Origin of the sequence: Streptomyces thermolilacinus SPC6, from assembly GCF_000478605.2 — a bacterium.
GTDB lineage: Bacteria > Actinomycetota > Actinomycetes > Streptomycetales > Streptomycetaceae > Streptomyces > Streptomyces thermolilacinus.
Genome location: NZ_ASHX02000001.1, coordinates 1596013 through 1608251, shown reverse-complemented (window position 1 = coordinate 1608251; position 12239 = coordinate 1596013). Strand labels below are relative to the sequence as shown.

Below are 12239 nucleotides of genomic sequence, written 5' to 3'. Positions count from 1 at the left end.
CAAGATCCATACTCTCCTGCTCATGACAACCGCGCGCATCAGCGGCACCGTGTGGGCCGCGCTGGCGATCGTGTACCTCGTGTGGGGCTCGACGTACCTCGGTATCCGCATCGCCGTCGAGACCATGCCCCCCTTCCTCTCCGCCGGTGCCCGCTTCGTCGTCGCCGGTCTCCTCCTCGCCGCGCTGCTCGCCTGGCGTCACGGACCCGGCGTCCTGAAGGTCACCCGCGCCCAGCTCGCCTCGGCCGCCGTGGTCGGCGTCCTGCTGCTCCTCGGCGGCAACGGCCTGGTCGTCCTCGCGGAGACCTCCGTGCCGTCGGGCCTCGCCGCCCTGCTGGTCGCGGGCGTACCGGCATGGGTGGTCCTGCTGCGCACCGGGTTCGGCGAGCGCCCGGGCCCCGCCGCGTACGCCGGTGTCGCCCTCGGCCTGGCCGGGCTCGCGGTCCTCAGCCTCCCCGGCCTGAGCGGTGACGTCCGCATGGGCGGCGTCCTCACGGTCGTGGTCGCCACCCTGCTGTGGGCGACGGGCTCGTTCTCGTCCTCCCGCATCCCGATGCCGCGCAACCCGTTCACGGCCAGCGCGTACGAGATGGTCGCGGGCGGCCTCGGCTGCGCCCTGGTCGGCCTCGTCCGCGGCGAGCACAGCGGCCTGGACCTGGCCGACGTGTCCGCCCGGTCGTGGACGGCGCTCGCGTACCTGATCGTCTTCGGCTCGCTGATCGCCTTCACCGCGTACGCCTGGCTCCTCCAGAGCGCGCCGATCTCCCTCGTCGCCACGTACGCCTACGTCAACCCGGTCGTCGCCGTCTTCCTCGGCTGGCTGGTCGTGGACGAGGCGCTGACCTGGCCCATCGCGCTCGGCGGCGCCATCGTCGTGGCCGGCGTCTGGCTGATCGTGCGCGCCGAACGCCGCCCCGCGCCCGCCGCGACCGCCACCGTCCTCGAAGCCGTCGCACCGGCCGAGGCGCCCACGGCGGACCCAGCCGCCGCAGCCACCCCGGCGGCAGTCGCGGCCATCGCCGCCCCACAGTCGCCCGCACCTGCCGAACCGGCGGACCCGGAGTCGCCACCACTCCACGGCGGACAAACCCCAAGCGGCCCCTCCGGGCCTACCGTGTGAGCTGAGCGCCAAGCGCGTGCGCCAGACACCCCACTACTCGGAAGGGCCGGGACCGCGATGACTGCCACCCACGCCTTCTGGCTCGCCGGCCGCCAGGCCACCGGCGAGACCACCTTCGACGTCACCTCCCCCTGGGACGGCCACCTCGTCGGCCAGGTGAGCGTGCCCACCGAGGCCCAGGTCGAAGAGGCGGTGGCCGCCGCCCACGCCGTCCTCGACGAGTTCGCCGCCACTCCAGCGCACGTCCGTGCCGCCGCCCTCGACCATGTGTCGAAGCGGCTCGCCGAGCGGACCGAGGAGATCGCGCGGCTCATCACCGCCGAGAACGGCAAGCCCCTGAAGTGGGCCCGCGGTGAGGTCGGCCGCGCCGTCTCCGTCTTCCGCTTCGCCGCCGAGGAGGCCCGCCGCTTCAACGGCGGCGAGGCCCAGCGCCTCGACACGGACGCGGGCGGCACGGGCCGTCTGGCCCTGACGCGCCGCTTCCCCAAGGGCGTCGTCCTCGGTATCGCGCCGTTCAACTTCCCGCTGAACCTGTGCGCCCACAAGGTCGCCCCGGCCATCGCCGTCGGCGCCCCGATCATCCTCAAGCCTGCCCCGGCGACCCCGCTCTCCGCCCTGATCCTGGGCGAGATCCTCGCCGAGACCGACCTGCCCGCCGGCTCGTGGTCGGTCCTGCCGGTCACCAACGACCGCATGCCCGCCCTCGTCCAGGACGAGCGCCTGCCGGTCATCTCCTTCACCGGCTCGGACAAGGTCGGCTACGCCATCCAGCAGTCCGTGCCGCACAAGCACTGCACGCTGGAGCTGGGCGGCAACGCCGCGGCCGTCGTCCTCGCCGACTGGTCCTCCGAGGAGGACCTGGACTGGGCGGCGACCCGCATCGCCACCTTCTCCAACTACCAGGGCGGCCAGTCCTGCATCTCCGTCCAGCGGGTCATCGCGGACGCCTCGGTGTACGACCGGCTCGTCCCGAAGATCGTCGCCGCGGTCGAGGCGCAGGGCACCGGCGACCCGAACGACGAGGCCACCGAGGTCGGCCCGCTCGTCAGCGAGGACGCGGCCAAGCGCGTCGAGTCGTGGGTGGACGAGGCCGTCAAGGGCGGCGCGGCGCTCCTGACCGGCGGCAAGCGCGAGGGCGCGACCTACGCCCCGACCGTGCTCGCCGACTTGTCTGCCGACGCGACCCTCGCCTGCGAGGAGGTCTTCGGCCCGGTCCTGACGCTGCACAAGGTGGACGGCGAGGCCGCCGCGTTCGCCGAGGTCAACAACTCCAAGTTCGGCCTCCAGTCCGGTGTGTTCACCCACGACCTCCAGACCGCGTTCCGCGCCCACCGCGCGCTGGAGGTCGGCGGCGTGATCATCGGCGACGTGCCTTCGTACCGCGCGGACCAGATGCCGTACGGCGGCGTCAAGCAGTCCGGCGTCGGCCGCGAGGGCGTCGCCTACGCGATGGACGACTACACGTACGAGCGCGTCCTCGTCCTCACGGGTCTGGCCCTGTAACCAGCCCACGAACACCACCGAGCCGACGGCCGGAGCCCACTGTGCGGGGGCTCCGGCCGTCTTCGTGCCGGCCGCGAGGACGCGCCGCGGCCGACCCGGCGACCCCGGCGCCCCGGCGTCGGCGCCCCCGTGGCGGACGGCCGGGCATCGGCGTGCCCGTCCGGGTGTCGAAGCGCGGGCCCGTACGGTTCCCGGGCCGGGACGGGACGCGCCCGCCGGGAGTACGGCCGGACGGGTGGTGCGCGGTTCACCCGGACGGCCCGGTGGGTGAGGTCGCTCCAAGCGCCCGGCGGGGCACCGAACGGCGGCCCGGGGCCAGGTCGGTGCGGTACGGGGGAGGGGCTCGTGCCGGTACGGGACGCTGCCTGCCGCCTTTTCGTACGCGCCGTCATCGGGTAACACGGACGAGTAGCGCCCCGGCCGGGAGCCCGGCCGACCGCCCGGAAACCCCGACCGGCGCCACCACCACCCGGCCGGTCACCCCCGAACCGACCGGCCGCCCGGCCGGTCACCCCCAACCGGCCGGTCCGACCCCGGCCGGCCAGCCCCGAACCGCGGTGAGGTGAGCCCCCATGACCGGCCCGCACCACACACCCAGAGTCTCCGAGCGCGAGGCCCGGCAGGTCGCCGAGGCCGCCCGGCAGCAGGACTGGCACAAGCCGAGCTTCGCCAAGGAGCTGTTCCTCGGCCGCTTCCGCCTGGACCTGATCCACCCGCACCCGCTGCCGCCCGCCGAGGACGTCCAGCGCGGCGAGGAGTTCCTGGCCAAGCTGCGCGACTTCTGCGAGACGAAGATCGACGGCGCTCTCATCGAGCGCGAGGCCCGCATCCCCGACGCCGTGATCGACGGCCTCAAGGAGCTCGGCGCGCTCGGCATGAAGATCGACACCAGGTACGGCGGCCTCGGCCTCACCCAGGTGTACTACAACAAGGCCCTCGCCCTCGTCGGCTCCGTCAGCCCCGCCGTGGGCGCCCTCCTCTCCGCCCATCAGTCGATCGGCGTACCGCAGCCGCTGAAACTGTTCGGCACCCCGGAGCAGAAGGAGGCGTTCCTGCCGCGCCTCGCCCGGACGGACATCTCCGCCTTCCTCCTCACCGAACCCGACGTCGGCTCCGACCCCGCCCGCCTCGCCACCACCGCCGTCCCCGACGGCGACGAGTACGTCCTCGACGGCGTCAAGCTGTGGACCACCAACGGCGTCGTCGCCGACCTGCTCGTCGTCATGGCCCGCGTACCGAAGTCCGAGGGCCACCCCGGCGGCATCACCGCCTTCGTCGTGGAGGCCGCGTCCGAGGGCGTCACCGTCGAGAACCGCAACGCGTTCATGGGCCTGCGCGGCCTGGAGAACGGCGTCACCCGCTTCCACCGCGTCCGCGTCCCCGCCACCCACCGCATCGGCCCCGAGGGCGCCGGCCTGAAGATCGCGCTGACCACCCTCAACACCGGCCGCCTCTCCCTGCCCGCGATGTGCGCGGGCGCCGGGAAGTGGTGCCTGAGGATCGCCCGCGAATGGTCCGCCGTCCGCGAGCAGTGGGGCAGGCCCGTCGCGCGCCACGAGGCCGTCGGCACGAAGATCTCCTTCATCGCCGCGACCGCCTTCGCCCTGGAGGCCATCCTCGACCTGTCCAGCCAGTTGGCCGACGAGGACCGCAACGACATCCGCATCGAAGCCGCCCTCGCCAAGCTGTACGGCTCCGAGATGGCCTGGCTCATGGCCGACGAACTGGTCCAGATCCGGGGCGGCCGCGGCTACGAGACCGCCGACTCCCTCGCCGCCCGCGGCGAACGGGCCGTACCCGCCGAACAGCTCCTGCGCGACCTGCGGATCAACCGCATCTTCGAGGGCTCCACCGAGATCATGCACCTGCTGATCGCCCGCGAGGCCGTGGACGCCCACCTCGCCGTCGCCGGTGACCTCATCGACCCCGACAAGACCCTCGGCGACAAGGCGAAGGCGGGCGCCCAGGCCACCGCGTTCTACGCCCGCTGGCTGCCCCGCCTCGTCGCCGGACGCGGCCAGCTCCCCACCGCGTACGCCGACTTCCACCCCAAGGGCCACCCCGACCTCGCCCAGCACCTGCGCTACGTCGAGCGCACCTCCCGCAGGCTGGCCCGCTCCACCTTCTACGCCATGTCCCGCTGGCAGGGCCGGATGGAGACCAAACAGGCGTTCCTCGGGCGGATCGTGGACATCGGCGCCGAACTGTTCGCCATGAGCGCCTCATGCGTACGCGCCGAACTGCTGCGCACCAACGGTGACCACGGCCGTGCCGCCTACGAACTGGCCGACACGTTCTGCCGCCAGTCCCGCCTCCGCGTCGAGGAACTCTTCGGCCGCCTGTGGGACAACACCGACGACCTCGACCGCAAGGTCGTCGACAACGTCCTCGCGGGCCGCTACACCTGGCTGGAGGAGGGCATCATCGACCCCAGCGGCGACGGCCCCTGGATCGCCGACGCCACCCCCGGCCCCTCCACCCGCGAGAACGTCCACCGCCCCATCCGCTGACCACGGACGGGGCGGCGGCCCTCCGCCGGGCGGGCGGACGGCACCCACCCGCACCGCCCGGCGGTCCGGTGGCCGGGCGGACCGGCACCCGCCCGGCGGTCCGGTGGCCGGGCGGACCGGCACCCGCCCGGCGGTCCGGCGCGCGAAGGCGCCGGGACCGTCAGATGTCGATCACCCGGTAGGCGATCGTGTAGACGCCGCCGGACCCCTCCAGCGAGCGGTACTGCACCTCAGCCCCCGCCTCGCTGCCGGTGACGAGCGTCGCTCCCAGCTTGTCGTCGCCGCTCGTCGTGTCGTAGTCCCACAGCGTCATGGTGCGGGCCTGCTGCTTGCCCAGGACGAGCGCCGCGTTGCCGTTGCCGTCCGTCATCGAGCGGACGTAACCCGCGCCCATCGTCTGGTACTTGACGCTGCCGGGCCACACCTTGACGGCGTTGCCGTTGGCGTCGGTGACCTTCAGGTACGCCTCGTCGTGATCGCCCTCGCTCTGCTGGTGGCAGGTCAGCTGGAGCAGCTCGATGCGGACGTAGTCGATCGGCTCGGCCTGCGCCGCCCCGGCGAACCCGGCGACGCCGGCGAGCGAGAGCAGTGCGGCCGAGGCCACTCGAGCGATTCCACGCATGATCGGTTTCCCCCTTGGGTGATGTGGTGGCCCCGCGTTCCTCCGCGGGGCCCGTGCCTTCCCCCGGCACACCGCCACCCTGCCCGCCGCCCCCCGCCCGTCTCTACGCGCGTTCCGCTCAGCGGAACGCCCCCGGGCCCGCCCTCACCTCCGCGCCTCCACCCCCGCCCGGGCCAGCGCGCGGGTGACGGCGAGCGCCGCCTCGGCGACCCGGCCCGCCACCACCTCCAGCCGCTGACCCGCCTCGACCACCGCGGCGACCGCCCCCACCACGGCCCCCGCCGGGGACCGCACCGGCAGCGCGGCGCAGCACACCCCCGCCATCACGTCCTCCCGGTCCAGTACGGCGCCACCGCGCACGGGGCCCCGCAGCGCCTTTCCCAACGCCGTGTCCAGCGAGAACGTCTCACCGTCACGGACCGGTACGAGCGGCTCCACCCGGCCGGGCACCGAACACACCGTCAGCGCCCGGTCCTCCCGCAGCACCGCCAGCAGCACGCTCCCGCCGGTGGCGGCCCTCAGCCGGTGCAGCGGCAGGCGCCCCGCCGCCCGCAGTCCCGGATGCGGCTGCCACGCCTGACCGAGCCGGTAGAGATACGCACCCAGCCGGTAGCGCGGACCGTGGCGCTCCACGGCCTCCAGCGCGATCAGTTGCTCCAGCAGCCGGTGCGCCGTGCTCTTGGGCATCCCGCACGCGGCCGCCAGCTCGGTCACCCCCGCCTCGCCGCCGTGCCGCCGCAGGGCGTCCAGCAGGGCGAAAGCCCCCTCCAGCACCCCGCGTCCCCTGCCCGTCGCCCGCGCGCGTACGGCTGTGTCCATGGCATCCCCCCGGATGGCGTGAAGTGGCCGCGTCCCCCGAACGGCCGCGCGGCCCCGGCCCTGATGTCCGCGCACATGTTCCTCGCGTCGGGGCGCGGGGTGAAACATTTCCGACGTGTCGCCGCCGTGTACGCCCGTCGGCCACCGTCCGCGGCGCCCCGCCCCGACCCCATGGGGGAGGCTCACGGTGCCCGCGGCCCCCTGCCGGACACCGGCACGACGCACCCGTCCGCAGTCTCCTGACCACCCCGTGAGACGCCAGGCGCCCTTCCGCCCCCACCCGGCAGGATGGGCGCCGTGACCGTCATCGACATACCCGGCTCCAAGTCCGTCACCGCCCGCGCCCTGTTCCTGGCGGCCGCGGCCGAGGGCACCACGACCCTCCTGCGCCCCCTCGCCTCCGACGACACCGAGGGCTTCGCCGAGGGACTCACCACCCTCGGCTACCAGGTCGAACGCACCCCCGAGGCCTGGCGCGTCACCGGCCGACCGGAAGGCCCGCCCGCCGGCACCGCCGACGTGTACTGCCGCGACGGCGCCACCACCGGACGCTTCCTGCCCGCCCTCGCCGCCGCCGGCCACGGCAACTTCCGCTTCGACGCCTCGCCCCAGCTGCGCCGCCGCCCGCTCGGCCCGCTCACCCAGGCCCTGCGGGCCCTCGGCGTGGACCTGCGCCACGAGGAGGCCGAGGGCCACCACCCGCTGCGCCTCGCCGCCGCCGGGATCAAGGGCGGCGACCTCACCCTGGACGCCGGGCAGTCCTCCCAGTACCTCACCGCCCTGCTGATGCTCGGTCCGCTCACCGCCGAGGGCCTGCGCATCACCGTCACGGACCTCGTCTCCGTGCCGTACGTCGAGATCACCCTCGCGATGATGCGCGCGTTCGGCGCCGCACCCGTCCGCGACGGCGACGTCTTCACCGTCCCGCCGACCGGCTACCGCGCCACCACCTACGCCGTCGAGCCGGACGCCTCCACCGCGAGCTACTTCTTCGCCGCCGCCGCACTCACCGGCCGCGAGGTCACCGTCCCGGGACTCGGCACCGGCGCCCTCCAGGGCGACCTGCGCTTCACCGAGGTCCTCGCCCGCATGGGCGCCCACGTCGAGACGGCCGCCGGCGCGACGACGGTACGGGGCACCGGCCGCCTCCACGGGCTCACCGTCACCATGCGCGACATCTCCGACACGATGCCCACGCTCGCCGCCCTCGCGCCCTTCGCCGACGGGCTCGTCCGCATCGAGGACGTCGCCAACACCCGCGTCAAGGAGTGCGACCGCCTCGACGCCTGCGCCGACAACCTCCGCCGCCTGGGGATCACCGCCACCACCGGGCCCGACTGGCTGGAGATCCGCCCCGGCACGCCCCGCCCCGCCGAGATCGCCACCCGCGGCGACCACCGCATGGTCATGTCCTTCGCCGTCACCGCCCTGCGCACCCCCGGCATCACGTTCGACGACCCCGGCTGCGTACGGAAGACCTTCCCCGGCTTCCACCACGCGTTCGCCCGCTACCGCGACGCCACGGACTGAACCCCGCCGGACCCGCCGGACTGATCTCGCCGGTCCCGTCGGCCGTACCACGCCGGACGCGGCGCCCGGACCCGGCCCGACGCGGCGCCCGTACCGGACGGGCGCCCTCCGGATGCGGTCACCCAGGGGGAGCGGGTCAAGCGCGGCACCGGATGCGGCAAGAATGGGGGCATGAGCGACAGCCCAGCACCCCTCGCCGACCCGCACATCGCCTTCGATCCGGCCGAAGGCCGCCGGGACATCGTCGTCCTCGGCTCCACCGGGTCCATCGGCACCCAGGCCATCGACCTGGTGCTGCGCAACCCCGACCGGTTCCGCGTCACCGCGCTGTCCGCCGCGGGCGGCCGGGCCGGGCTCCTGGCCGAGCAGGCGTACCGGCTGCGCGTGCGCACCGTCGCCGTGGCCCGCGAGGACGCGGTGCCGGCGCTGCGGGACGCGCTGAAGGAGGCGTACGGTTCCGAGCCGATGCCCGAGATCCTCGCCGGCCCGGACGCCGCCACGCAGCTCGCGGCCTCCGACTGCCACACGGTTCTCAACGGCATCACCGGCTCCATCGGCCTCGCGCCGACACTGGCCGCCCTGGAGGCGGGCCGCACCCTGGCCCTCGCCAACAAGGAGTCGCTCATCGTCGGCGGCCCGCTGGTCAAGGCCGTCGCCAAGCCGGGCCAGATCATCCCGGTGGACTCCGAGCACGCCGCGCTGTTCCAGGCCCTCGCCGCCGGTACGCGCGCCGACGTCCGCAAGCTGGTCGTCACCGCGTCCGGCGGCCCCTTCCGCGGCCGTACGCGCGCGGAGCTGGCGAACGTCACGCGCGAGGACGCCCTCGCCCACCCCACCTGGGCGATGGGCCCGGTCATCACCGTCAACAGCGCCACGCTCGTGAACAAGGGCCTGGAGGTCATCGAGGCCCACCTGCTGTACGACATCCCGTTCGAGCGCATCGAGGTCGTCGTCCACCCGCAGTCGTACGTGCACTCGATGGTGGAGTTCACCGACGGCTCCACCCTCGCCCAGGCCACCCCGCCGGACATGCGCGGCCCCATCGCCATCGGCCTCGGCTGGCCCGAGCGCGTCCCGGACGCCGCCCCCGCCTTCGACTGGTCCACGGCGTCCACCTGGGAGTTCTTCCCGCTCGACACGGAGGCGTTCCCGTCCGTCGGCCTGGCCCGGCACGTCGGCGAGCTGGGCGGCACCGCGCCCGCCGTCTTCAACGCGGCCAACGAGGAGTGCGTGGACGCCTTCCTCGCCGGGCGGCTGCCCTTCACCGGCATCATGGACACGGTCACCGAGGTCGTCGCCGAGCACGGCACACCGGCCCCGGGAACCTCACTCACGGTCGCGGACGTCCTCGAAGCGGAGACCTGGGCCCGCGCCCGGGCCCAGGAGCTGGCCGCCAAGGCCGCAGGGACGACCGCGGAGGTCCGCGCATGACCGTACTTCTGACGATCCTCGGCATCGTGCTGTTCGCCGTGGGTCTGCTCATCTCCATCGCCTGGCACGAGCTGGGCCACCTCTCCACGGCCAAGCTGTTCGGCATCCGCGTGCCCCAGTACATGGTCGGCTTCGGCCCGACGCTCTGGTCCCGCACGAAGGGCGAGACGGAGTACGGCATCAAGGCCATCCCCATGGGCGGCTACATCCGCATGATCGGGATGTTCCCGCCCGGCGAGGACGGCCGCATCGAGGCCCGCTCCACGTCCCCCTGGCGCGGCATGATCGAGGACGCCCGCTCGGCCGCGTACGAGGAGCTCCAGCCTGGCGACGAGAAGCGGCTGTTCTACACGCGCAAGCCGTGGAAGCGCGTCATCGTCATGTTCGCCGGACCGTTCATGAACCTGGTGCTCGCCGTCGCGATCTTCCTCGGCGTCGCCATGTCGTTCGGCTTCGCCACCCAGACCACCGAGGTCGCGGGCGTCCAGAAGTGCATCATCGCGCAGAGCGAGAAGCGCGACACGTGCGCCGAGGGCGACAAGGTCTCCCCGGCCCACGCCGCCGGTCTCAAGGCGGGCGACCGCGTCGTCGCCTTCAACGGCGAGCCCGTCGCCGACTGGCCGACGCTCTCCGCCCGCATCCGCGAGACGATCGGCCCCGCCACGGTCACCGTCGAGCGCGACGGGCAGCGCCTCGACCTCACGCCGGTCCTCGAAGAGAACATGGTGGTCGCCAAGGACGCCGACGGCGAGGCGATCCCCGACAAGTACGTCCCCGCGGGCTACCTGGGCTTCGCCGCCAAGACCGAGATCGTGCCGCTCAGCTTCGGCCAGTCCGTGGACCGCATGGGTGACATGATCCAGGACGGGGCCCACGCGGTCGTCGCCCTGCCCGGCAAGGTCCCCGACCTGTGGAACGCCACGTTCGGCGACGGCGAGCGCAAGGCCGACTCCCCGGTCGGCATCGTCGGCGCCGCCCGCATCAGCGGCGAGGTGATGAACCTCGACGTGCCGACGCAGAACATCGTCGCCTCGTTCCTGCTGGTCCTCGCCACGTTCAACCTGTCGCTGTTCCTCTTCAACATGCTGCCCCTGCTGCCCCTCGACGGCGGCCACATCGCGGGCGCCCTGTGGGAGTCGGCGCGGCGGCACCTGGCGCGGCTGTTCCGCCGCCCCGACCCGGGCCCGTTCGACGTCGCGAAGCTGATGCCCGTCGCGTACGTCGTCGCGGGAGTCTTCATCTGCTTCACGGTGCTCGTGCTCCTCGCCGACATCGTGAACCCGGTGAAGATCTCCTAACGCGCCCGCCACACGCGCTCGAACACGGGTGCGCGGCCCCGGCGCCGACACGCGCCGGGGCCGCGCCGGTCGGGTGGCGCCGGACCGCCGCGATGTGCTGGGGGCCGCACGCCACCTGTAATCTCGGAGCCGGAGCCCGCCGATTTCGGGACCTCGATCCATACCTTGGGGTTGCACAGCAGATGACCGCGATTTCTCTCGGCATGCCGTCCGTTCCGACCAAGCTGGCCGAGCGCCGGAAGAGTCGGCAGATCCAGGTCGGCTCCGTCGCCGTCGGCGGCGACGCACCCGTGTCGGTGCAGTCCATGACCACGACCCGCACCTCCGACATCGGCGCCACGCTCCAGCAGATCGCCGAACTGACCGCCTCCGGCTGCCAGATCGTCCGCGTCGCCTGCCCCACGCAGGACGACGCCGACGCGCTCGCCGTCATCGCGAAGAAGTCGCAGATCCCCGTCATCGCGGACATCCACTTCCAGCCGAAGTACGTCTTCGCCGCCATCGACGCCGGCTGCGCGGCCGTCCGGGTCAACCCGGGCAACATCAAGCAGTTCGACGACAAGGTCAAGGAGATCGCCAAGGCGGCCCGCGAGACCGGGACGCCCATCCGCATCGGCGTCAACGCCGGCTCCCTCGACAGGCGGCTCCTCCAGAAGTACGGCAAGGCCACCCCCGAGGCGCTCGTCGAGTCCGCGCTGTGGGAGGCGTCCCTCTTCGAGGAGCACGACTTCCGCGACATCAAGATCTCGGTCAAGCACAACGACCCGGTCGTCATGGTCAACGCCTACCGGCAGCTGGCCGCCCAGTGCGACTACCCCCTGCACCTCGGCGTCACCGAGGCCGGACCCGCCTTCCAGGGCACCATCAAGTCCGCCGTCGCCTTCGGCGCGCTGCTCTCCGAGGGCATCGGCGACACGATCCGCGTCTCCCTCTCCGCCCCGCCCGCGGAGGAGGTCAAGGTCGGCATCCAGATCCTGGAGGCCCTCAACCTGCGCCAGCGCCGCCTGGAGATCGTCTCCTGCCCGTCCTGCGGCCGCGCCCAGGTCGACGTGTACAAGCTGGCCGACGAGGTCACGGCGGGCCTGGAGGGCATGGAGGTCCCGCTGCGCGTCGCGGTCATGGGCTGTGTCGTCAACGGCCCCGGCGAGGCCCGCGAGGCCGACCTCGGCGTCGCGTCCGGCAACGGCAAGGGCCAGATCTTCGTGAAGGGCGAGGTCATCAAGACCGTGCCCGAGTCGAAGATCGTGGAGACGCTGATCGAGGAGGCGATGAAGATCGCCGCGCAGATGGAGAAGGACGGCGTGCCGTCCGGCGAGCCCGAGGTCTCCATCAGCTGACCCCCGGGGCCCCTCCGGGCCCGCACCACCCGCACCACCCGAGCCCCGCCGAGGCGCACCCGCCCCCGG

Annotated in this window: 9 protein-coding genes; 7 read left to right on the top strand and 2 right to left on the bottom strand. The window is 73.3% G+C overall.

Annotated features, from left to right (window positions below; all coding sequences use genetic code 11):
• Window positions 1-22 precede the first annotated feature (22 nt).
• The 3 genes from J116_RS06485 (at window position 23) to J116_RS06475 (ending at window position 5133) form a co-directional block, all read left to right on the top strand.
• Complete coding sequence (locus tag J116_RS06485) at window positions 23-1120, top strand: EamA family transporter (protein WP_028963757.1); 1098 nt, start codon at window positions 23-25, stop codon at window positions 1118-1120.
• 57 nt (window positions 1121-1177) lie between these two features.
• A complete protein-coding gene (locus J116_RS06480; RefSeq protein ID WP_023586278.1) occupies window positions 1178-2623 on the top strand; it encodes an aldehyde dehydrogenase family protein in 1446 nt (481 codons plus the stop codon).
• A gap of 572 nt (window positions 2624-3195) precedes the next feature.
• Entirely contained in the window at window positions 3196-5133 is a 1938-nt protein-coding gene (locus tag J116_RS06475) for an acyl-CoA dehydrogenase family protein (protein ID WP_023586277.1), read from the top strand.
• A gap of 160 nt (window positions 5134-5293) precedes the next feature.
• On the opposite strand, the gene J116_RS06470 is transcribed toward J116_RS06475, so the two are convergent.
• A complete protein-coding gene (locus J116_RS06470; RefSeq protein ID WP_023586276.1) occupies window positions 5294-5755 on the bottom strand; it encodes a hypothetical protein in 462 nt (153 codons plus the stop codon).
• Window positions 5756-5899: 144 nt separating this feature from the next.
• Window positions 5900-6574, bottom strand: coding sequence for a helix-turn-helix domain-containing protein (locus J116_RS31210; protein ID WP_023586275.1), 675 nt, complete (start codon window positions 6572-6574; stop codon window positions 5900-5902).
• 297 nt (window positions 6575-6871) lie between these two features.
• Here J116_RS31210 and aroA point away from each other — a divergent pair, with 297 nt between their 5' ends.
• From aroA to ispG, 4 genes are all read left to right on the top strand, one after another.
• Entirely contained in the window at window positions 6872-8104 is a 1233-nt protein-coding gene (gene aroA / locus J116_RS06460) for a 3-phosphoshikimate 1-carboxyvinyltransferase (RefSeq protein WP_028963754.1), read from the top strand.
• 171 nt (window positions 8105-8275) lie between these two features.
• Window positions 8276-9535: a 1-deoxy-D-xylulose-5-phosphate reductoisomerase gene (dxr, locus tag J116_RS06455; protein WP_023586273.1), complete on the top strand. Its 1260-nt coding sequence runs from the start codon at window positions 8276-8278 to the stop codon at window positions 9533-9535.
• On the top strand, window positions 9532-10833 hold the full coding sequence (locus tag J116_RS06450; RefSeq protein WP_023586272.1) for a M50 family metallopeptidase: 1302 nt from the start codon (window positions 9532-9534) through the stop codon (window positions 10831-10833). The genes dxr and J116_RS06450 overlap by 4 nt, the downstream gene beginning before the upstream one ends.
• Before the next feature lie 182 nt (window positions 10834-11015).
• On the top strand, window positions 11016-12170 hold the full coding sequence (gene ispG / locus J116_RS06445) for a flavodoxin-dependent (E)-4-hydroxy-3-methylbut-2-enyl-diphosphate synthase (RefSeq protein ID WP_023586271.1): 1155 nt from the start codon (window positions 11016-11018) through the stop codon (window positions 12168-12170).
• Window positions 12171-12239 lie beyond the last annotated feature (69 nt).

Bases quoted from the DNA above. Each gene is read 5' to 3' on its own strand.
- J116_RS06450 (WP_023586272.1), top strand. From the start codon at position 9,532: ATGACCGTACTTCTGACGATCCTCGGCATCGTGCTGTTCGCCGTGGGT.
- J116_RS06470 (WP_023586276.1), bottom strand. From the start codon at position 5,755: ATGCGTGGAATCGCTCGAGTGGCCTCGGCCGCACTGCTCTCGCTCGCC.
- J116_RS31210 (WP_023586275.1), bottom strand. From the start codon at position 6,574: ATGGACACAGCCGTACGCGCGCGGGCGACGGGCAGGGGACGCGGGGTG.
- J116_RS06485 (WP_028963757.1), top strand. From the start codon at position 23: ATGACAACCGCGCGCATCAGCGGCACCGTGTGGGCCGCGCTGGCGATC.
- dxr (WP_023586273.1), top strand. From the start codon at position 8,276: ATGAGCGACAGCCCAGCACCCCTCGCCGACCCGCACATCGCCTTCGAT.
- ispG (WP_023586271.1), top strand. From the start codon at position 11,016: ATGACCGCGATTTCTCTCGGCATGCCGTCCGTTCCGACCAAGCTGGCC.
- J116_RS06475 (WP_023586277.1), top strand. From the start codon at position 3,196: ATGACCGGCCCGCACCACACACCCAGAGTCTCCGAGCGCGAGGCCCGG.
- J116_RS06480 (WP_023586278.1), top strand. From the start codon at position 1,178: ATGACTGCCACCCACGCCTTCTGGCTCGCCGGCCGCCAGGCCACCGGC.